At 66.3% G+C, this 20,413-nt stretch carries 20 protein-coding genes and 1 pseudogene; 9 read left to right on the top strand and 12 right to left on the bottom strand.

Translation table 11 applies throughout. The features are described 5' to 3' along the window. Nucleotides 1-48 precede the first annotated feature (48 nt). Entirely contained in the window at nt 49-2,310 is a 2,262-nt protein-coding gene (locus tag BFD71_RS02910; protein WP_069261743.1) for a TonB-dependent receptor, read from the bottom strand. Nucleotides 2,311-2,545: 235 nt separating this feature from the next. On the opposite strand from BFD71_RS02910, the gene ppnP reads away from it, so the two are divergent. Beyond that, nucleotides 2,546-2,866 (top strand): pyrimidine/purine nucleoside phosphorylase, encoded by a 321-nt coding sequence (ppnP, locus tag BFD71_RS02905; protein ID WP_069261742.1) that lies wholly within the window; start codon nt 2,546-2,548, stop codon nt 2,864-2,866. Between the two features lie 274 nt (nt 2,867-3,140). Next, the gene (locus BFD71_RS02900; protein ID WP_069261741.1) at nt 3,141-4,442 is read left to right on the top strand and encodes a chloride channel protein; all 1,302 of its coding nucleotides are present in this window, start codon (nt 3,141-3,143) and stop codon (nt 4,440-4,442) included. A 4-nt stretch (nt 4,443-4,446) separates the two neighbouring features. Here BFD71_RS02900 and BFD71_RS02895 read toward each other — a convergent pair. The 4 genes and pseudogenes from BFD71_RS02895 to BFD71_RS02880 form a co-directional block, all read right to left on the bottom strand. Continuing rightward, nucleotides 4,447-5,594 (bottom strand): annotated as a pseudogene (locus BFD71_RS02895) (enoyl-CoA hydratase/isomerase family protein). A gap of 3 nt (nt 5,595-5,597) precedes the next feature. Further along, nucleotides 5,598-6,383, bottom strand: a complete 786-nt coding sequence (locus tag BFD71_RS02890) for an enoyl-CoA hydratase (RefSeq protein ID WP_069261740.1) — start codon at nt 6,381-6,383, stop codon at nt 5,598-5,600. A gap of 19 nt (nt 6,384-6,402) precedes the next feature. Continuing rightward, nucleotides 6,403-8,127, bottom strand: a complete 1,725-nt coding sequence (locus BFD71_RS02885) for an AMP-binding protein (protein ID WP_069261739.1) — start codon at nt 8,125-8,127, stop codon at nt 6,403-6,405. 109 nt (nt 8,128-8,236) lie between these two features. After that, nucleotides 8,237-9,370, bottom strand: a complete 1,134-nt coding sequence (locus BFD71_RS02880; protein WP_069261738.1) for an acyl-CoA dehydrogenase family protein — start codon at nt 9,368-9,370, stop codon at nt 8,237-8,239. 178 nt (nt 9,371-9,548) lie between these two features. Between BFD71_RS02880 and BFD71_RS02875 the strand changes: the two genes are divergently transcribed. The 3 genes from BFD71_RS02875 to BFD71_RS02865 all read left to right on the top strand — a co-directional run bounded on the left by BFD71_RS02875 (nt 9,549) and on the right by BFD71_RS02865 (nt 12,594). Continuing rightward, nucleotides 9,549-10,607, top strand: a complete 1,059-nt coding sequence (locus BFD71_RS02875) for an AraC family transcriptional regulator (RefSeq protein ID WP_069261737.1) — start codon at nt 9,549-9,551, stop codon at nt 10,605-10,607. Nucleotides 10,608-10,681: 74 nt separating this feature from the next. Next, nucleotides 10,682-10,957 carry a DUF4148 domain-containing protein gene (locus BFD71_RS02870; RefSeq protein WP_069261736.1) on the top strand — a complete coding sequence of 92 codons (276 nt, stop codon included), beginning with the start codon at nt 10,682-10,684 and terminating at the stop codon, nt 10,955-10,957. Between the two features lie 335 nt (nt 10,958-11,292). Continuing rightward, nucleotides 11,293-12,594 (top strand): NCS2 family permease, encoded by a 1,302-nt coding sequence (locus BFD71_RS02865; protein ID WP_069261735.1) that lies wholly within the window; start codon nt 11,293-11,295, stop codon nt 12,592-12,594. A 314-nt stretch (nt 12,595-12,908) separates the two neighbouring features. Here the strand turns inward: BFD71_RS02865 and BFD71_RS02860 are convergent, their stop codons facing one another. Next, nucleotides 12,909-13,199: a DUF1488 domain-containing protein gene (locus BFD71_RS02860; RefSeq protein ID WP_069261734.1), complete on the bottom strand. Its 291-nt coding sequence runs from the start codon at nt 13,197-13,199 to the stop codon at nt 12,909-12,911. Between the two features lie 344 nt (nt 13,200-13,543). Then, nucleotides 13,544-13,765 (bottom strand): DUF2964 family protein, encoded by a 222-nt coding sequence (locus tag BFD71_RS02855; RefSeq protein WP_069261733.1) that lies wholly within the window; start codon nt 13,763-13,765, stop codon nt 13,544-13,546. 244 nt (nt 13,766-14,009) lie between these two features. Between BFD71_RS02855 and BFD71_RS02850 the strand changes: the two genes are divergently transcribed. The 3 genes from BFD71_RS02850 (at nt 14,010) to BFD71_RS02840 (ending at nt 17,534) form a co-directional block, all read left to right on the top strand. After that, nucleotides 14,010-15,980, top strand: a complete 1,971-nt coding sequence (locus tag BFD71_RS02850) for a sigma-54-dependent Fis family transcriptional regulator (protein ID WP_069261732.1) — start codon at nt 14,010-14,012, stop codon at nt 15,978-15,980. A 100-nt stretch (nt 15,981-16,080) separates the two neighbouring features. After that, nucleotides 16,081-17,211 (top strand): VIT1/CCC1 transporter family protein, encoded by a 1,131-nt coding sequence (locus BFD71_RS02845; protein WP_069261731.1) that lies wholly within the window; start codon nt 16,081-16,083, stop codon nt 17,209-17,211. After that, nucleotides 17,208-17,534 (top strand): 2Fe-2S iron-sulfur cluster-binding protein, encoded by a 327-nt coding sequence (locus BFD71_RS02840; protein WP_069261730.1) that lies wholly within the window; start codon nt 17,208-17,210, stop codon nt 17,532-17,534. The genes BFD71_RS02845 and BFD71_RS02840 overlap by 4 nt, the downstream gene beginning before the upstream one ends. An 84-nt stretch (nt 17,535-17,618) precedes the next feature. On the opposite strand, the gene BFD71_RS02835 is transcribed toward BFD71_RS02840, so the two are convergent. Further along, complete coding sequence (locus tag BFD71_RS02835; RefSeq protein WP_069261729.1) at nt 17,619-17,909, bottom strand: DUF4148 domain-containing protein; 291 nt, start codon at nt 17,907-17,909, stop codon at nt 17,619-17,621. A gap of 388 nt (nt 17,910-18,297) precedes the next feature. Here BFD71_RS02835 and BFD71_RS02830 point away from each other — a divergent pair, with 388 nt between their 5' ends. Then, a complete protein-coding gene (locus tag BFD71_RS02830; protein WP_069261728.1) occupies nt 18,298-18,561 on the top strand; it encodes a DUF4148 domain-containing protein in 264 nt (87 codons plus the stop codon). A gap of 113 nt (nt 18,562-18,674) precedes the next feature. Here the strand turns inward: BFD71_RS02830 and BFD71_RS02825 are convergent, their stop codons facing one another. From BFD71_RS02825 to BFD71_RS02810, 4 genes are all read right to left on the bottom strand, one after another. Further along, on the bottom strand, nt 18,675-19,058 hold the full coding sequence (locus BFD71_RS02825; protein ID WP_069261727.1) for a hypothetical protein: 384 nt from the start codon (nt 19,056-19,058) through the stop codon (nt 18,675-18,677). A gap of 127 nt (nt 19,059-19,185) precedes the next feature. Continuing rightward, a complete protein-coding gene (locus BFD71_RS02820; RefSeq protein WP_069261726.1) occupies nt 19,186-19,380 on the bottom strand; it encodes a YqaE/Pmp3 family membrane protein in 195 nt (64 codons plus the stop codon). Nucleotides 19,381-19,425: 45 nt separating this feature from the next. Continuing rightward, the gene (locus BFD71_RS02815; RefSeq protein WP_069261725.1) at nt 19,426-19,620 is read right to left on the bottom strand and encodes a DUF1653 domain-containing protein; all 195 of its coding nucleotides are present in this window, start codon (nt 19,618-19,620) and stop codon (nt 19,426-19,428) included. A 111-nt stretch (nt 19,621-19,731) separates the two neighbouring features. Further along, the gene (locus BFD71_RS02810) at nt 19,732-20,400 is read right to left on the bottom strand and encodes a TetR/AcrR family transcriptional regulator (protein WP_069261724.1); all 669 of its coding nucleotides are present in this window, start codon (nt 20,398-20,400) and stop codon (nt 19,732-19,734) included. Nucleotides 20,401-20,413 lie beyond the last annotated feature (13 nt).

Raw genomic sequence — 20,413 nt, 5'->3', positions numbered from 1 at the left:
GCCCCTTTTTTCATGCCTCGCCGAAAGCGACGTTAGCGGCGCGCGCGATCACTGATAGAAGTTCACCGTCACCACCGCCGAGCGGCCCGGCGCCCAGGTTGCGTAGATCGGATATGCGCTCTGGTAGTACGCCTTGTCGAAGATGTTGTTCACGTTGAGCTGCAGATCGATTTTCTTCGACACACGCCACGTCGCCGCAGCATCGAAGCGCGCATAGCCCGGCGTCCACTTGCGCGACGTCGCCGAAACCGATGCATACGTCAGGCTCGAAACCGTTGCGCCCGCACCCACCGTGAGCTTTGGCAGCACGTCGTAGCTCGTCCACAGCGTGAAGTTGTGCTTGGGCACCATCACCATCGGCAAGCCGGAGAGCGTGGGGCTCGCCGGGCCGGCATCGGTCGTGATCGCATCGAGATACGAATAGCCGCCGAACACGGACCACTTGTTCGTCACGTTGCCCGCGAAACCGAACTCGAAGCCGCGCACGCGTTGCGAGCCCGCGTTGATCGTGCCGCCCAGGCCGTCGCTCACGCGCGCGTTCGTCTTGTCGGTCTGGAACAACGCGGTGGTGAGCGAGAGGCGCTGATCGAGCACGTCCCACTTCGCGCCCACTTCGATATTGCGCGAGCGCTCGGGCGCGAGGTCCTTGTTCGTAGCCGTGATCTGGTCCGTGCCGCCCCCGAGACCCGAATTCGAGCCCGGCGGATTCGCCGAGGTGCCGTACGACGCATAAAGGCTCAAGGTCGGCACCGGCTTGAACACGAGGCCGAACTGGTAGCTGAAGAGATTCGACGTGTTCGACAGATCGGCCACGCCCGCCTGCTGCGCGCTCACGTCGTAGCGGTCGAAACGCAAGCCCGCGTTGAAGATCCAGCGCTCGGAAAGCTGCACGCTGTCGAACATGTACGCCGAAGCGATATTCGTCTGCGTATGCGTGGCAGGTCCCGGGAAGCTCTTGTCGCCATTGAGGACGATGCTGCCCGTCCACGGGTTATTCGGGTTCCAGTTGTTGATCGACGCGCAGTTGTACGCAACCGAGCACGGGCCGCCCGAGCGGATGTTGTTGCCCGCCGAATCGGTCACGAGATAGCCCTCGTACAGGTCCTGCTCGTGGCTGAATTCCACGCCCGCCGTGAACGTGTGGCGCATGCCGTAGAGATCGAACTTGCCGTTCGCCTCGGTCTGGTTCGCGACGCTGTTGGTCGCGTACTTGCCGCTCTTGGCCTGCAGGCTGAGGATGTTCGAGGTCGCGTTCGTCAACTGCGGATTGGTCGCCACGTAGTCGAGCGTCGAGCGGCCGAACATCGTGGTGTTCTGGATCTTCCACGCGTCGTTGATGCGGTGCTCCACCTTCACTTCACCCGTGTCGGTCTGGCCGTAGCGGTAGTCGCGCGAGTTCAGGCCGTAGAACTGGCCGCGGTTGGACGACACCGGCGTGCCGCCCGTCGAGCGGAACGGCACGCTGAAGTCGGGCATGTCGTAGGTGTTCAGGTGGTAGTAGCTCACCGTGACCGTGGTCGGCGTATTCAGGCCGAACGCGATCGAGGGCGCCACGCCCCAGCGCTTGCTGTACACGTCGGTGCGACCGGCCTGGTCGGCGTCGTGGCCCATGGCGTTCAGGCGGAACGCCGTGGTGTCGTTGAGCGTCTGGTTCCAGTCGATGGTGGCGCGCCTGTAGCTATCGGTGCCAAGGCCCACGCTGCCGTTGATGAAGTTGTCGGCCTGCGGCGTTTTCGTCGTGATGTCGATGCTGCCGCCTACCGACCCGCGCCCGGCATACACCGAGTCCGGACCCTTGATGACGCTGATGTTCTGCACATCGAAGGTTTCGCGGTTCTGCACGCCCGAGTCGCGCATGCCGTCCACGAAGATCGAGTTGCGCGACTCGAAGCCGCGAATCACGGGCCGGTCCGCGGACGGATTCGCCGCCGCGTCGCCGCCCAGGAACGTGATGCCGGGCACCGTGCGCAGCGCGTCCTGGAACGTCGTGACGTTCTTCTGCTTGAGCACCTCTTCAGGAATCACCGTGATGGAGCGCGGCGTGTCGATGAGCGGCGCGGTGAACTTGTACGACCCGAGCGTTTTGGTCTGCATCTCGGAAGGCGCCGAAACGACCTTCACGGCGGGCAGCGTGCTTTCCGTGGCCGCAGTAGACGATGCGGGCGGTGCTGCCGCTGCACTCGCGGCGGGAGGACTATCGGCGGCGGGCGCGGTTTGCGCGTGAACGAGCGGCGATGCGAAGAAACCGGAGCAATAGAGCGCAGCGACGGAGGCGATGGCGCGCATCCGCGTCGGGAAATGGACGGACATGAGTAGGCGAGTTGGTCGGCGAATTATCGTAGTTGCAAATGCGCATGATTCTCATTTGTGATAGCGATTGTAATAACTGGTCATTTGTTTGTAAATATCCAATTCGCAAACCGAATGGCTGTACGGCGATGCCATCCGCCCGCCGCGCCCGACTGCCGGTATGATGGCGGCCTCGCCCCGGACGAGAAGTCGTCCCGGCGCCCGGTTCCATTCACGAAGACAGAGGAAGACCGCCATGACGGCAGCAGCACAATTCGACCAGGTTTCCGTAATCAAACGCGCCAACGTCTACTTCGACGGCAAGTGCGTGTCGCACACCGTGCTGTTCGCCGACGGCTCACGCAAGACGCTCGGCGTGATCCTGCCGGGCACGCTGAACTTCGGCACCGACGCCGCCGAACTGATGGAAGTGCAGGCCGGCCAGTGCCGCATCCGCCTCAAAGGCACCGACGAGTGGAAGACCTACGGCGCCGGCGAGTCTTTCTCCGTGCCGGGCAAGAGCCGTTTCGACATCGAAGTGGTCGAGACGCTCGACTACGTTTGCAGCTACCTGTAAGCGCTGCATCGATTCGAACGCCCGCCGCGTGACGCGCGGCGGGCGTTTTCGCTTTTGCCGAACCTTGGGGGGGACGTGCCGGGCGCGCTGAACGTGCTCGACGCGCCGCCCCCATGCCCTCGCTACAATGGGCACCAGCCCGTCGCCTGGCGACTCCCACGCCTGTCTTGCCGCCGTGTCATCCTTCCCGCACCAACCCGCGCCCCAACCCGCGCCGCGCCCGCGCGCCACCGCCGTTCGTCCGCCGCCACGCAGCCCGCTCGTCACGCTGGCGATGGTGACCGTGCTCACCGGCATCGGCGCGGGTCTCTCCGGCATGCTGCTCGCGCTGCTGCTGCATGCGATCCAGCACGTCGCCTACGGCTACGGCGCGGGGCACATCATCGGCGAGGAGAGCTTTCTGCAGGGTGTGACCGATACCGCGCCCTCGCGGCGCGTGGCGGTACTCGTGGCGTGCGGGCTGATCGCCGGAGGGGGATGGTGGGCGCTCTATCGCTACGCGCGCCCGCTCGTGAGCATCAGCGCAGCGATCAAGCCGGGCGGCAAGCGCATGCCCATTTTTGCGACCACCGTGCACGCGCTGCTGCAGATCGTGACCGTCGCGATGGGTTCGCCGCTCGGGCGCGAAGTCGCGCCGCGCGAGATCGGCGCCGCGTTTGCGAGCTGGCTCGCGAAGCGCACCGGCCTCACCGCCGCGGAGCGCCGCGTGATGATCGCGTGCGGCGCGGGCGCGGGGCTCGCGGCTGTCTACAACGTGCCGCTGGGCGGCGCGATGTTCGTACTCGAAGTGCTGCTCGGCACGTTCGGCTGGTCGGTGGCGGTGCCGGCGATCAGCACCTCGGCCATTGCGGCCGTGATCGCATGGATCGGTCTCGGCGACGCGCAGCAATACCACGTGCCCGCCTACGGCATCAATGCGCAGCTCGTGGTGTGGTCGGTGCTCTGCGGGCCGGTGTTCGGCGCAGCCGCGCACGGTTTCGCGCGCCTGACGAGCCGCGCGCGCGACGCCTCGCCCAAAGACTGGCGGCTGCCGCTCTACACTCTCGTCAATTTCGCGGGCATTGGCCTGCTGGCCATCTGGTTTCCGCAGTTGCCCGGCAACGGCAAGGGCGCGGCCGGCCTGAGCTTCGACGACAATCTCGGCATTGGCCTCGCGGCGACGCTGCTCGTGCTGCGCGTCTTCATCACGACGACCACGTTGCGCGCAGGCGCCAAGGGCGGCCTGCTCACGCCAGGGCTCGCGAACGGCGCGTTGCTCGCCATCGTGATCGCCGGGCTGGTGAACCATGTTTGGCCGGGTCTATCGCCGGGTGCATTTGCGATCGTCGGCGCGGGTGCGTTTCTCGCGTCCTCGATGCAGATGCCCGTCACCGCGACCGTGCTGATTCTCGAATTCACGCACGCGAATCACGATCTCGCGATCCCGCTGCTGCTCGCCGTGGCAGGTTCGGTCGCCACGCTGCGGCTGCTGACGCGTGCGCAGGGCCCCTCCCACGGCACGCCAGCAGTTGGCGCCGAACGTGAACTGCGCCTCGCCGCCCTGCGCGAGCCTTCGGCGCGCGAGTCTTCCGACTGAACCGTTATGCGCCGAGGTCCGCCAGCGGATGCGCCTCGCCGCGCCACGGCGACGCAAGAAAATGCTGCACGCGTTCAGGCCGCACCTCGACGAGCGTGGCGGGCGCCCAGCGCGGCTTGCGATCCTTGTCGACGAGATGCGCGCGCACGCCTTCGCAGAAGTCGCCTTCCTCGATCGCACGGCCAACGATGCCAAGCTCCATGCGGAAGCACTCGGCGAGCGTCATCTGGCGGCCTCGCAACAGCGCTTCGCGCGTGACTTCGAGCATCGTCGGCGAATAGTGCGTGAGCGCTTCGAGTGTGGCTTCGAGCCACGCTCGTTCGGCTTGCGCGTGTTCGCGTTCGAGGTCGGCGCGCAGCGATGCGACGATCTGCTCGACACGCAGACGGCGGTCGAAGTGCCGCACGATGAGCGGCGTGAAGGAAGCGAGCGCACCATCGTTAGCCTCGTGACACGGCGCGACGAATACTTCGCGCAACGAAGCATGCACATCGCCCGACCATTGCGCGGCGAGCAGACGCGCCTCGTAGCCATCGAGCCATTCGCCCGGCACACAGGCATCCGCAAGGCCGCAATGCAGCGCGTCCGCGCCGCTGAGCATTGCGCCGGTCAGGCCCACGTATAGCGCCATTTCCACCGGCATCTTCGCGAGGAAGTGCGTCGCGCCCACATCGGGCAAGAGCCCGATGCGCGTTTCCGGCATCGCGATCTTCGTGCGCGAAGTCGCCACCCGCAGCGCCGCCGCCTGGCCTGACCCATGCCGCCGCCCATCGTCACGCCGTCGAGCAGCGCGACGAGCGGCTTGGAAAACGTGTGCAACGCGTAGTCGAGGCGATATTCGTCGACGAAGAATCGTTGCCAGCCATTCGCGCCTTCGCGCGCTTTCTCGCGTGCGAGCCGATAGATCGCGCGCACGTCGCCGCCCGCGCAAAAACCTTTCGGGCCCGCACCTTCCAGCACGAGCGCGACGATGCCGTCGTCTGTGCGCACGCGTTCCAGCAGCACAGCCAGCTCGCGCACCATGGCGTGCGAAAGCGCATTGAGCGCAGCGGGCCGGTTGAGCGTGACGATCGCCACGCGATTGACCACGCGAAACAGCACGTCCTGTTCGGCTTCCGTTGCAGCCTGGGCGGAAGCGGGTGTTGCATTCATTGCCTAGTTCTCCGTTTCAATATGCCAGCGTGGCTTGCGCTTCTCCAGAAACGCGTTGACGCCCTCGCGCTGGTTGGGCGAATCGAACAGATCGACGAAGCGCTCGCGCTCGACGGCGAGCGCAGCGCTGCGCGGCACGCCGTTGCGCGCCTGATGGATCAGCGATTTGCTGAAGGTGACCGCCTGCGGGCTCAAGCCCGCCACGCGCGCGGCCATGGCGAGCGCGGCCTCGCGGGCGCCGCCGGTTGCGACGACTTCTTCCACGAGACCGATGCGCAGGGCCGTTTGCGCGTCCACGCGTTCGCCCGTGAGGATGATGCGCTTGGCCCAGCCTTCGCCCACGAGCCAGGGCAAGGTCTGCGTGCCGCAGCCGGAGGGCAGCAGCCCCACGGCAGGCTCGGGCAGCGCGAGTTGCGCATGCTCTTCGGCAATGCGGATATCGCACGCAAGCGCGCACTCCAGGCCGCCGCCCATGGCATAGCCGTTGATCGCCGCGATGACCACGGGCCGCGCCTTCTGCAGCGCCTCGAATGCCGCGCCGAACGCGCTCGCCGCCGTGCGTGCGACCTCGCGATCGCCACTGGCGAAGGCATTGAGGTCGGCGCCCGCGCTGAAGAACTTCGGACCGCTGCCGGTGATGACGACCGCGCGCACCTGCGGCTCGCGGTCGAACGCCTCGATGACCTGCTGCAGCTGACGCAAGCCGTCGACTGTAAAGGCATTCGCGGGCGGCCGCGAAAGCGTGAGCAGGGCCACCGCGCCCTCATGCGCGTACTCGAATTCGATCATTTCGGACTCCGTGTGGATATCAGCGCAGCTCGGGGAAATCTTCTTCCCAATACTCGTCGGGCTGACGCGCCGGTTCGGCGCTGCGCTCCATTTCGCGCCGGCGCAGCTCGACGCGGCGGATCTTGCCCGAGATGGTCTTGGGCAGGTCACTGAATTGCAGGCGGCGAATGCGCTTGTACGGCGCGAGCTTTTCACGCGAGAAGCGGAACACCTCGCGTGCGAGTTCGGGGCCTGCCTCAAAGCCCTGACGCACGATGACGAAGGCCTTCGGCACGGACAGGCGCAGCTCGTCCGGACTCGGCACGACCGCGGCCTCGGCAATCGCCTCGTGCTCGATCAGCACGCTCTCCAGTTCGAACGGGCTCAGGCGGTAGTCGGACGACTTGAACACGTCGTCGGCGCGGCCCACGTAGACGTAATAGCCGTCGTCGCGAAGCAAAGCGACATCGGACGTGTGGTAGTAGCCGTTGCGCATGGCGTATTCGCTCGCCTTTGCGTTGTTCGCGTAGCCCGTCATTAAGCCGAGCGGACGCTGCGCCGAATCTCGCCCAATCGGCAGCGCGATTTCGCCCTCGCTTGCGGGCTGATCGTCGGCATCGACGAGTTCCACGCGGTAGCCCGGCAGCGGCCGTCCCATCGAGCCCGCCACCACGGGCTGGCCCGGCGAATTGCCGATCTGGCAGGTCGTTTCGGTCTGGCCGTAGCCGTCGCGGATCGTAATGCCCCACGCGTGGCGCACGCGCTCGATGATCTCGGGATTGAGCGGCTCGCCCGCGCCCACGATCTCGCGCAGCTTCACTGCATAGGTTGCGAGCGGCTCCTGCACGAGCATGCGCCACACCGTGGGCGGCGCGCACAGCGTGGTCACACCGCATTGCACGATGGCGGCGAGCGTGTCTTTCGGCACGAAGCGCGCGTAGTTGTAGACGAACACGCAGGCCTGCGCGTTCCACGGTGCGAAGAAGCAACTCCACGCATGCTTGGCCCAGCCCGGCGAACTGATGTTCCAGTGGATGTCGCCGGGCATGAGGCCGATCCAGTACATCGTCGAAAGGTGGCCTACGGGGTAGCTCTCATGCGTGTGTTCGACGAGCTTGGGCTTCGAGGTCGTGCCCGAGGTGAAATAGAGCAGCAGCGGGTCGGCGGCGCGCGTCGGGCCGTCGGGTTCGAACGCGGGGCTCGCTTCGTACGCGCGCGAAAGGTCGATCCAGCCTTCGCACGCACCGGGCGCCGCGCCTACCGCAATGCGCTTCACGCTCGGGTCGAGCGCATCGAATTTGCCGAGTTCGGCGGCGTCCACGACGACGCAGCGCGCGCCGCCCGTTTCCACGCGTTCGCGCACGTCGTCGGGCGAGAGCTGCGTCGTGGCAGGCAGCACGATGGCGCCCAGCTTCATCGCCGCCAGCATCACGTCCCAGAGTTCGACGCGATTGGGCAGCATCAACAGCAAGCGGTCGCCTCGCGTCACACCCTGCTCGCGCAAAAAATTCGCCATGCGCGACGAACGCTCCGACATCTGCGCGAACGAATAACGCGTGCCGCCGTCCGCGAGGTCGTCGACGATCCAGAGCGCCGGGTTGTCGTTGCCGCGCGCCATCACGTCGAAGTAGTCGAGCGCCCAGTTGAACGTGTCGAGCTTCGGCCACGCGAATTCGTCGTACGCGCGTGCGTAGTCGGTGCGATGACGCAGCAGCAGCTCGCGTGCGTCGATGAAGGCCTGCGCGGAAGGGGTGAACCCGGTCATCGTCGTCTCCTGTCGAGCCGGAGTTGGTGCAAAGCACTTACTCCGGTCCCATGCATAGCTATGGCGCATAAGCGCTCGCTTTTTATTGCTTCGTCTTCCTCACTTCACTTCAAAGCTGCCGTGCAATCACCATCCTCTGCACTTCGCTCGTGCCTTCGTAAATCTGCGTGATGCGTGCATCGCGGTAGTGACGCTCCACCGGATAGTCGTTCAGGAAGCCGTAGCCACCGTGAATCTGAATCGCGTGCGAGCACACTTCCTCGGCCATTTCGGAAGCATAAAGCTTGGCCTGTGATGCCTCGGAAAGACACGGCTTGCCAAGCGTACGCAGCCGCGCTGCATGATGCACGAGATGACGCGCGGCGTTGATGCGCGTATGCATGTCAGCAAGCAGGTTGGCCACGCTCTGATGCTTGATGATGGGCTCGCCGAACTGCACGCGTTCGTGCGCATAGGCACGCGCCGCATCGAAGGCCGCGCGCGCGATCCCCAGCGCCTGCGCCGCAATGCCAATGCGTCCGCCTTCGAGGTTCGCAAGCGCGATCTTCAGCCCTTCGCCGCGCTGGCCAAGCAGGTTCGCTTCGGGAATCGCACAGTCGACGAGCGAGATCGGGCACGTGTCCGACGCGCGGATGCCCATCTTTTTCTCGAGCGGCCCGACGTTGAAGCCCGGCGTTTCGGTCGGCACGATGAACGCGGAAATGCCGCGCTTGCCGGCGTCGGGATCGGTCACGGCGAACACGATGGCAATGTTCGCGCGCGAGCCGTTGGTCACGAACTGCTTGTTGCCGTTGAGCACCCACTTGCCGTCGCGCAGCTCGGCGCGCGTGCGCAGGTTGCTCGCCTCGGAGCCTGCCTGCGGCTCGGTGAGGCAAAACGCGCCGATCAGCTCGCCGCTCGCGAGCTTGCCGAGCCAGCGGTCCTTCTGCGCGTCGGTGCCGAACTGCAGGATCGGCCCGCAGCCCACCGAGTTGTGCACGCTCACGAGCGTCGCGCACGAGGCGCAGCCGGCCGCGATCTCTTCCATGGCGAGCGCGTAGGCCACGTAATCGGTGTACGAGCCGCCCTGCTCCTGCGGCACGATCATGCCGAGAAAGCCCAGTTCACCCAGTTGCTTGACGACCTCGTCGGGCAGCTTGCCGTCGCGATCCCATTGCGCCGCATTCGGCGCCAATTGCCCGCTCGCAAAGTCGCGCGCGGCGTCGCGAATCATGCGCTGATCGTCGGTATAGAACTCGTCCATGTGTGTCCCCTTCCTGTGTCTCTTGCGCTTGCCTTCCACTTTGGCGCGATGCGGCCCCGGCGGCAAGGCTTACGAAAAGTGTAGGCACGCGAGCGGCCGTATTCGATGCCCGCCACGCTCAAACTCGCTGATCGGATTTACCATGTCGACTGCGATCAACCCCTTGGGAGGCGGTTCTATGCAACCGGCGAGAACCCAGACACTGAGCGAAAAAGGCACGATCTCGATGAGCCTCGTGAACGAGACGCTGGCGCTGGCGCGCGCGGGCGGCCTCGAAACCGCACCACTCACGGATGCCGCCGGCATCGCGCCGGCCGTGCTGCTCGCGCCCGGCGCGCGCGTGAGTGCGGCGCAATACGGCCAGTTGTGGTCGGGCATCGCGCGCGCGCTCGACGACGAATTCTTCGGCCAGGATTCGCACGCGATGAAAAGCGGCAGCTTCATCGCCATGACGCACTCGGCGCTCGGCGCCAGCACGGGCCGCCAGGCGCTGCAGCGCGCCGTGCACTTCATGCGGCTCGTGCTCGACGATCTGTCGGGCGAGATCGACTTCGACGCCACGCGCGTGCGCGTCACGCTCTCGCACCGCGCGGGCAAACCCACGCCCACCCTGTTCGCGTACGCGACCTGGTTCATCCTCGTCTACGGGCTCGTGTGCTGGCTCGTGGGGCGGCGCATTCCGCTTCTCGCGGCGCGCTTTCGCTGCCCGCAGCCCGCCGCCGCGCACGAATACCAGCTCATGCTCTGCGACGACATGGCATTCGATCAGCCGGCCACATGGTTCGAATTCGCGCCCGGTTTTCTCGAACTGCCCGTGATCCAGACCGCCAGCTCGGCGCGGGCGTTTCTGCGCAACGCGCCCGGCAACTTCGTCGTGAAGTATCGAAATCCGGGCTCGTTCGCGGCGCGCGTGCGACGCGCGCTGCGCGCCCTGCCCGTCGCCGCGTGGCCCGATGCCGACGCCATCGCGCAGCAGCTGAACGTGGCGCCCGCCACGCTGCGCCGGCGGCTGAGCCAGGAAGGCCACAGCTGCCAGTCGATCAAGGACGAATTGCGCCGCGACCTGGCGATCGCGGCGCTGCAGGAGCCGGGCCGCCCGGTCGCCGATGTCGCCGCCGCTGTGGGGTTCGCGGAGCCGAGCGCGTTCCATCGGGCGTTCCGCAAATGGACCGGACAGCGCCCGACCGACTACCGCACGGCAAGCAACCGCCAAGACGCTTCGAAGCACCGCGGGTAGCCCTCGATCCCCCTTTGAGTTAATGAGATAGCGCCTATACTTTTAGGGTTATCCCTAATACGAAAGGCCTTGCCATGAACTCCCTTCCGCGTGTGACGCTCGGCGTCCTCGCCGCAGCGTGCTGCTTCGCGTCGGCTGCGGCGGTGGCCCAACCGTACGATCCCTCGCAACCGCTGACTCGCGCCCAGGTCCGGGCGGATCTGATCGAATGGCGGCAGGCGGGCTACGATCCGCTCGACTGGATCGACTACCCGGAAAACGCGCAACGCGCGGGCGCGATCGTCGCGCAACGGCGTGCGGCGCGCGGCGGCGCCGGATATGGCGCTCCCGCCGGTCAAATGCAGCAGTAATCGCTTGATTGCAGGACAGGCCGCAGTAACCCGGCACCAGGCGAAGCAACGCCCGGCGCCTGTGAGCGGTCGTGTCCATTTCCTCCCGCCACGGGCGCGATTCGCCGCGCCTTCTCACGCTTGCTACCGCAACGCGCGCTGTTGTACCCGTTCCACGCTCACGACGGCTTTTCTGCGCTCGACGGACAATTGTTTACAATCGCGCCCGTAGCCGCGCGCTGCGGCATGCGCGCGTGTGCATGGGCACGTCAAGGACCTGCCTGCGCCGACTACACGCAAGACACCACACCAACAAGCAGCGAACAACCCGCTCGACTCTCAAGGGCCCGATCTTCATGGACGCCATCAAACGCTATTTCGGTTTCGAAGAAGCAGGCACCAACCTGCGCACCGAAGTGCTCGCCGGTATCACGACTTTCCTCACGATGGCTTACATCATTTTCGTGAATCCGGCCATTCTCGGCGACGCCGGCATGCCGAAGGAAAGCGTATTCGTCGCGACCTGCCTCGTCGCGGCGCTCGCCTCGCTCGTCATGGGCCTCTACGCGAACTACCCGATCGCGCTCGCGCCCGGCATGGGCCTGAACGCGTATTTCGCCTATACGGTCGTGAAGGGCATGGGCTTCACGTGGCAGGCCGCGCTCGGCGCGGTGTTCATCTCCGGGTGCCTGTTCTTCATCGTCACGCTGCTGCGCGTACGCGAGGCCATCGTCAATGGCATTCCGCATTCGATCCGCGTGTCGATCACGGCGGGTATCGGTCTGTTCCTCGCGATCATCTCGCTGAAGACCTCGGGCGTGGTGGTCGGCAGCCCGGCCACACTCGTCGAGCTCGGCAACCTGCACGATCCGCACACGATCCTCGCGATCATCGGCTTCTTCGCGATCGTCACGCTCGACGTGCTGAAGGTGCGCGGTGCGATCCTGATCGGCATCGTGGGCGTCACGATTCTCTCGTTCTTCTTCGGCGGCAACCAGTTCCACGGCATCTTCTCGCCGCCGCCGTCGATCATGCCGACTTTCGCACAGCTCGACATCAAGGCGGCGCTCTCCACGGGCGTGCTCAACGTGGTGCTCGTGTTCTTCCTCGTCGAGCTGTTCGATGCGACCGGCACGCTGATGGGCGTGGCCAACCGCGCTGGCCTGCTCGTGCACGGCAAGATGCACCGCCTGAACCGCGCGCTGCTCGCGGATAGCACCGCGATTCTCGCGGGCTCGGTTCTCGGCACCTCGTCGACCACGGCGTATATCGAAAGCGCCTCGGGCGTGCAGGCGGGTGGCCGCACCGGCATGACCGCACTCACCGTGGCCGTGCTGTTCCTCGCGTGCCTGTTCGTCGCGCCGCTCGCGGGCGTCGTGCCGGGCTACGCCACGGCGCCGGCGCTACTCTACGTCTCGTGCCTGATGCTGCGCGAACTCGCCGATCTGCCCTGGGACGACGCCACCGAAGTCGTGCCCGCCGCTCTCACGGCGCTTGCCATGCCGTTCACCTACTCGATCGCCAACGGCGTGGCGTTCGGCTTCATCTCGTATGCGGGCCTGAAGCTCCTCACGGGCCGTGTGCGCGACGTGAAACTGATCGTGTGGATCATCGCCGCCGTGTTCCTGTTCCGGTTCTTCTATCTCGGCAACGCGTAAAAGCAAAAGGGTGGCTTCGCGCCACCCTTTTTGTCTTGATACGCCGCTGCCGCCCCCTCAGCATCAAACTTCCCAGCCGCATCACTGCCCCGCACGGCACGTGCTTCTTATCATAGGGAGCTATCGTCAGATTCCCTGCACACAGGAGCCGCCGCGTGGCAACGTACTCCGCCGCATCCGAACGCTACACGAAACCCGCCATCTTCTAGCGGCAACGCGGCAACCGCGTAAACGAACGCCGCGCCCCAACGGGCGCGGCAAGCAAACTCAGCTGAACGGAAAGCGCCCGCGTCCTGCGGGCGCTTTTTTCTCGACTACGCGTTGGCGTGCGCCTGCACGAAACGCACGTAGCCGCTGCGCAGCACGAGACACTGCGCACGTGTTTCGGAGAGCAAACGGCGCGCGCAGGCCTCGATGCGGTCGCGATGATGGTCGAACGCGCTGAGCATGTCTTCGGCGCGCGGCGAAGCCGCCCCGAAGTGATCTTCCAGCGCCGCCGCCGTGATCAGACACTCCACCCGCTCGCCATCGATCATCGCCGGAAACGCCAAGGTCAGGTCTGGGCCCGAGTACTCGGGCACCTCTTTCGGAAACATGATCTGCATGGGGGTCGCCTTTGGTGGAGGGTGAAAAGGCCGCGTTCAACCGCCTTCGGGCTGCCCCAACCTGGTGCCTGAGAACACCCGATCCGGCTCGCGCGGATCAACACCAACCCTTGCAAACTACACGTTCGCGCAGGTTGATTTGATTCACTTTAGACGACTTCCTGCCGCCCGCAAGGTCGACGTTGTCACATGCCTGAAATAGCCGGCGGCGGCGGCGTCCGAGCCCTGTTTTCGCGGGTGCGGCAAGCGCGTGCGCCGTTGCGCGCAAAGATACTCTCCTCCCGGCCCTGCGCCAACGCGCTGCGCCGGTTGCCGCATCGCACCATGCGCGCCACCCGGGCGCGTCAGGATTCGCGATGCCGGTGCTGTTCGAGAGATTCGAGGTCTTTCGGGTGCAGGGTGAGCATCACCACGAACGCGACGACCCCAAGAGCCACGGTCACCATTCCGGAGAGCACGACGTTGTCTTCGTCGAAGATCAATCCGTCAATCGCATACCCGAGGCCAAAGAGCGCAACGAACGTGGCGAGCACCGCCACCACGATCCTCAATTCGCCGTGCACCATGACGAACTCCGCTATTCAGCGGGGGCGCGACGCAAATGCGCCCTCACCTTCATCATGGCACTCGCGCCAGTAAACTCAAGACGCAGTTGAGGCGGCGCCCGCGCGGCTGAAACCGCTGCCTTCAACCCGGCTTCAACCCGAATTGGCAGCCGCCGCGTTTCCTGTACCATGAACTGCCCCAGAGGCCCCGCTCGCGCACCCATGTTGCGTCGCAGCGTAGCGCCCAAAACGACTGGAGACACGAGTGACCCGACGCCCCGTCACGCCGCACGACGCGGCCCGCGCGGACGCCATCGCGCAGGCTCACGCGCGCTCGCGCGCACTCGGACTGCGCGCCACTGAAGCGCCCGACTTCGACGCGCTCGCCGCCGCCGACCTGCGCGAACTGATCGACACGAACCGCACGCTCTATCACCAGGCGCGTCCCGTCATGGACGCCTTGCACGCGCAGATCGTCGATACGCAGAGCATGGTGCTGCTTACCGATCGCAACGGCGTGATCCTCCATAGCTGCGCCGACAGCGACTTCGTCGAGAAAGCACAGCGCGTCGCGCTGCGCCCGGGCGTTTCGTGGGCCGAGCAGCATCGCGGCACGAATGCCATCGGCACGGCGCTCGTCGAAGGCCAACCGACCACGGTGCATGCGGGCGAGCACTTTCTGCGCGCCAATCACATCCTCACCTGCTCGTGTGCGCCGATCGCGGATCCGTATGGGCGCACGCTTGGCGCGCTCGACGTGAGCGGCGAGTCGCGCGGTTTTCACAAGCACACGCTCGCGCTCGTGCGCATGTCGGCGCAGATGATCGAGAACCATCTGTTCAACACCGAATTCGCCGATGCCATCCGGCTCCAGTTTCATGCGCGCGCCGAATTCATTGGTACGCTCTACGAAGGATTGGCCGCATTCTCGGCCGACGGCACGCTGCTCTGCGCGAACCGCAGCGCCCTGTTCCAGTTCGGCGCACCGCTCGCCGAACTGCAGCAGCGCGAGTTCGCGGCGCTCTTCGGTCAGCCGTTCGCGGCGTTCATGCAGCAGATCATGCGCGCGAGCGGCGAGCCGCTCGCGCTCGCACTGCCAAGCGGCGTGCGCGTGATCGCGCGCGCCACGCCCGGCGCGGCCATGTCGGGCGTCCCTACGTTCGCGCGCAGCGCCGCAGCCGACACGTCCCGCTCGCCCTTCACGCCCGCGCCCTCCCAGGCGAAAGCGCCCAACGCCGCCGACTCCGCGCCGCAGCCCACGCTCGCCGACCTCGACACCGGCGACGCGCGGCTCGCCGCCGCCCTGCAGCGCGTGGCGCGCGTGCGCGGCCGCGACATTCCGGTGCTCGTGCTCGGCCGCACGGGCACCGGCAAGGAATGGCTCGCGCGGGCGCTGCATCGCGATTCGCCGCGCCGCGACGGGCCGTTCGTCGCGCTCAACTGCGCCGCCCTGCCCGACACGCTGATCGAAGCGGAGCTGTTCGGCTACGAGGACGGCGCGTTCACGGGAGCGAAGCGCCGCGGTAGCGCCGGCAAGATCGCGCAGGCGCATGGCGGCACCCTCTTTCTCGACGAGATCGGCGACATGCCGCTCGCGCAACAGGTGCGGCTCATGCGCGTGTTGCAGGAGCGCGCCGTCGTGCCGCTCGGCGGTACGCGCGCGGTGCCGGTGGATTTGCGCATCGTCTGCGCGACGCACCGCGACCTGCGCGCGATGATCGCCGAAGGCACGTTCCGCGAGGATCTCTACTACCGCATCAACGGCCTCGTCGTCACGCTGCCGGCGCTGGCCGAGCGCACCGACCTCGACCCGCTTGTCGCCCGCATGCTCGAGATTGTGCGGCGCGAGGTGCCGGGCGCGCCCGCGCGTCTGACACCGGCCGTTCGGGCGTGCTTCGCGCGCTGCCGCTGGCCGGGCAATCTGCGTCAGCTCGCGAGCGCGCTGCGCACGGCGGCGATCATGGCCGAAGGCGAAGACGCCATCGACATGGAGCATCTGCCCGAAGACCTCATGCACGATTGCGATCCCGCGAGTGACTGCGCGCAGCCGTGCGCCGATGCCTCGACGGAAGACCAGGCGAGCGACACGGAACGCGAGCCCGCGCGCCTCTCCGTCTGGCAGTCGCGGCTCATCGAGGAGACCCTCGCGCGCCACAGCGGCAATGTATCGGCGGCGGCTCGCGAACTCGGGCTCGCGCGCAACACGGTCTACCGGCATCTGCGTCAGCGCCGCTGAGCGTACCGGCCCGACAGGAGCAAGGCGGGCGTCGACGCGCGGCTTCTGGCCGTTGCCGCGCCAGGGTAAGCTTGGCAGATAACTTCCCGCACCGCGCGCCATGGCCTCCGCTCAGGAAATCAACCGCTTCCGGCGCAATCTCGCCGACGAACTCGACAGCGCCGCCGTCTACGACACGCTATCCGCGGTCGAGAAAGACGACGAGCGCCGCCGCATCTTCGCCGATCTCGCGGCCTCCGAGCGCGAGCACGCGAGCGTCTGGCGCGAGAAGCTCGCGGCCAACGGCGTCACGCCCCGGCCGCATCGGCGCAGCGCGAAAACCCGCCTGCTGCAAACGCTCACGCGCACGTTCGGCCCTTCACTCGTGCTGCCCACCGTCGCCGCTGCCGAGTACGCCGACCGCGACCGCTACGCGCACGAGCCCGGCGCCGAGAAGCTTTCGGCCCAGGAGCAGCAGCACGCGGCCATCGTGCAGGCGATTGCCGCGAAGAAGCGCGAGCCCGAACACGGCCACGGCGAAGCGATCGGCGCGGCCGAGTCGTGGCACAAGGGCGCGATGGCGGGCAACGACCTGCGTGCGGCGGTGCTGGGGGCGAACGACGGGCTCGTCTCGAACTTCTGCCTGATCATGGGCGTGGCGGGCGCGGGCAGCGTCAATCGCACGATTTTGCTCACGGGGCTGGCGGGCCTCGTGGCGGGCGCCTGCTCGATGGCGCTCGGCGAATGGCTCTCGGTGACCAACGCGCGCGAGCTTGCGCGCACGCAGCTTGCGAAGGAAGCCGACGAACTCGAACACACGCCGGACGCCGAGCGTCACGAGCTTGCGCTCATCTATCAGGCGAAGGGCGTCGATCCTGAAGAAGCGCGCCGCGTGGCCGCCCAGATCATGCGCAACAAGGACGAGGCGCTCAATACGTTGGCGCGTGAGGAGCTTGGCATCGATCCGAAGGAGTTGGGCGGCAATCCGTGGTCGGCCGCCGCCGTCTCGTTTTGCCTCTTCTCGCTCGGCGCGGCGTTTCCAACTGCCCCTTTCCTGTGGGCGCACGGCGTCACGGCCATCGCGCAGTCGGTGGCGCTGAGCGCGTGCGGGCTCGCCCTCGTCGGCGTGTTCACGTCGCTCTTCAACGGGCGCAGCGCGACGTTTTCGGCGTTCCGGCAGATCGTGATCGGACTCGCCGCGGCGGCGTTCACGGCCGGCGCGGGGCGGCTGCTCGGAGTGTCGCTTTCATGAGCGACGTGAACCGCGAAAGCTTGCAGGAGGGCCCGCCGCACGTGCCCGTGGTCCGCGTGGAGCCGCTCGGGCGCAGCTTCGAAGCGCCGCCCGAGCTGACCTTGCTGGAAGCGGCGGCGTTCGAAGGCATCCGTTTGCCGCGCATGTGCCGCAACGGCACCTGCCGCGCCTGCCTGTGTCGCGTAGTGAGCGGCGACGTGAGCTTCACGATCGAGTGGCCCGGATTGAGCCGCGAGGAAAAAGCCGAGGGCTATGTGCTGACCTGCGTGGCCGTCGCGCGCACGGATCTCGTGCTCGACGTGCCGGAGGCGGAAGCCATGTAGCGGCAACAAAACGCCGCGCCCAAATGCGAAACGGCCCGCGAAGCGAATTCGCGGGCCGTTTTTATCTGCTGACTGCCGAAAGACTTACTGGCCGCCGAAGTAGACCGATTGCGGACCGGTGCGAGCCGCTTCCGACACATAGCGAGCGCCGGCAACCGACGTCGAGTTGCTCACGCCGCCGAACGAGCCGTCGGTCTGGGCGACTGGCGCGGCCGCCTGCGGGGCGACTGCCGCCTGATTGCGGCTCGTTTGCTGGAATTCGACGAGTTGCTGGCGCACTTGCTCGCGGGTCAGACCTTGATCGGCCTGGGCAAAAGCGGCCAGCGGAGCAGCCATTGCAACGGTAAGGGCAACAGCCTTGAGAAGCGACTTCATGATGACAACCTCCGGAATTATTTAGCATCGATGCGCAACGACGGTGCATACCCTGTCGTGCTCGGCCGGCTCGCTGCGATTCGCCGCATCGGCTGGCTGTGAGTGGATTCTAGGCAAGCGCCACAGCCGGATACAGACCGTTTCGGGCGAATTGGAATTACGGATTTCGCAATAATCCGGCGAGATTTCAGGGCCGGATAATCCGCGGCCGTCCGGCCTTATTGCAAGCACGTCGCGCAACCTTCAGGAGATTCCGAACCCGATTGTTGCCGCCAGAAGAACACTGAATTCGCTTTCCAGGTATTTACCCTTACCCTCCGACCACATAGATTGACCAGATGGGCCCCGCCGATGCGATGGCTCCCCACAAAAACATCGGAGGTTAGTCATGAATTCGTTTCTGAAGGCAGCTGTGCTTGCCGCCATCGTCGCCGTGCCCGCCGCTGCGTTCGCGCAGGCACAACCCCAGCAACAACCCGTGACCCGCGCCGAAGTTCGCGCCGATCTCGCGCAACTGCGCGCCGCCGGCTACGATCCGAGCGACTGGATGCACTATCCGGAAAACATTCAGGCTGCCGAAGCCAAGGTCGCAGCGCAGCGCGCGACGGCTTACGGCCCTTCGACGAACGGAACGTCCCAGTCGAGCCAGTAAGTTTCGCGACAACCCCGGCTGTGACGCCGGGTTCTCGTGCAAAGCATCAGGCCCGCCCTCGTGAGAGTGGCGGGCCTGATTCGTTTTGAAGCGATTTTCCGACTCGGCGTGGATCAACGGCCGCCCGGTCCGCCGCCACCGTGACCGCCACCGCCGTGGCCTCCGCCACCATGACCGCCGCCGGGGCCGCCTCCATGACTACCGCCCGGCGGCCCCCAAGGTCCGCCGTGACCGCCACCGTGACCAACCGGGCCGCCCCCGTGCCAACCACCGCCGCCGCCGTGCCAGTCGCCGCCGTGATAATCGCGACCGCCGCCACCGTCCCAGACGCCGATATTCACGCTGCCATATGTGGGCGCATAGCCCGGCGCGTAGCCGCTGTAATAGCCGGTGGAGTACGGCTGGCCATAGCCGCCGTAACCATAGTCGTAGCCCGGGGCCACCGCACACCCGGCGAGGAGCGCGATGGCGCCCACCGTGAGAACGAACTTGAACATAGCTGACTCTCCTTTCTATTTGTAAGAAAGAAAAATCAGCGTTAAGTTCTTATTGAATTGTGAGCACGCGTTAGCGTTGTAACGCGCAACGCGCCTCCGAACGGCGCGTAGACGCCCGCTCAGGGATTTAACCGCGGCGGCCGAGCGCGTCCTCTATTTTCCGGTCGGTCTTGAACTGGCTGAGTGAATACACGGCCCAGATCGCGGCCGGAATCCAGCCGATCAGCGTGACCTGCAGGATCAGGCAGACGATGCCCGCAATCGGACGCCCAATGGTGAAGAACAGGAGCCAGGGCAGAATCAGCGCAATCAGTAAACGCATTCGGCGAAACCCTCAAGAGCGTGGAAGAGACGAGTGTGAAAAGAATCAGTTGACGGGCGCGAAGCGCGGCACGAGTCCGCCTTCATACTCGACGAGTTCGAAGAACACGGTGGAGGGTCGCGTCCAGATCGTACCGTTCGCCGCGCGATACACGATCATCGTGACGGAAGGATCCGATTCGAGCGTCGCCTCGCAAACCAGTTCGTAAATGCCACCCTTGTAGTGCCTGTAGCGCACCATCGTGTTCCCCTCTTCGAGTGCGCAAGCCGTCCCTGCGCGACTGCGCCAGTGTAGCAAGGGAAAGCGGCGTGCGGACCCGTCTGGAGGACGCCGGCAACGTTCAGCGTGACATCACTTCGCGCGGCGCCGCGCCGCACGCGCATCGGCCGCCGTCGGCGCTTCGCCGCAGATCAGCGCGACGCCCGCCACCGCCATGGCGCGCAGCGAGGCCCGCGAATCGCCGGCCCGCGCGCGCAGCGCCATGCTATGCAAGAACGCCGAGGCGAGGCGCGCGAGCATCGGCGCGCTGGCGTCGGGCGGCAGTTCGCCTTGCGCGAGCGCCCCCCGCAGGCGCCGCTCGAAGGCCTTATCGAATGTGCGCAATCCAGCGGCAAGACGCTCGCGCACCGCCTCGTCGTTGACGGCTTCCACCGCCGCCGTGCCGATCAGCAGGCAGCCGCGCGCCGCGTCGTGCGCAGGCAAATACCAGCCGAGCGCGCCGTCGAATACGCGCATCAGCGCCTCGCGCAGCGGCACTGCGCTGTCAAGCGCGGACTCCATCGCCGTGCGCCCCGCTTCCACGTAACGCTCCATAGTCTGCAGATAGAGCGCGTGCTTGTCGCCGAATGCGCCATAGAGGCTCGGCCGGTTCATGCCGGTCGCCTCGCTCAAGTCGTCGAGCGAAGTGCCTGCGTAGCCGTTGCGCCAGAACGTATCGCGCGCGCGGGCGAGCGCCTCGTGCGGATCGTAGGCGCGCGGCCGCCCGCGCGGGCGGCTATCTTTTTTTGTACTGGATTGCATAGAAATATTGGAT

Origin of the sequence: Paraburkholderia nodosa, assembly GCF_001718195.1 — a bacterium.
GTDB classification, from domain to species: domain Bacteria; phylum Pseudomonadota; class Gammaproteobacteria; order Burkholderiales; family Burkholderiaceae; genus Paraburkholderia; species Paraburkholderia nodosa_A.
The sequence above is the reverse complement of the archived record's forward strand: the minus strand, read 5'-3'. Positions and strand labels throughout refer to the sequence as shown.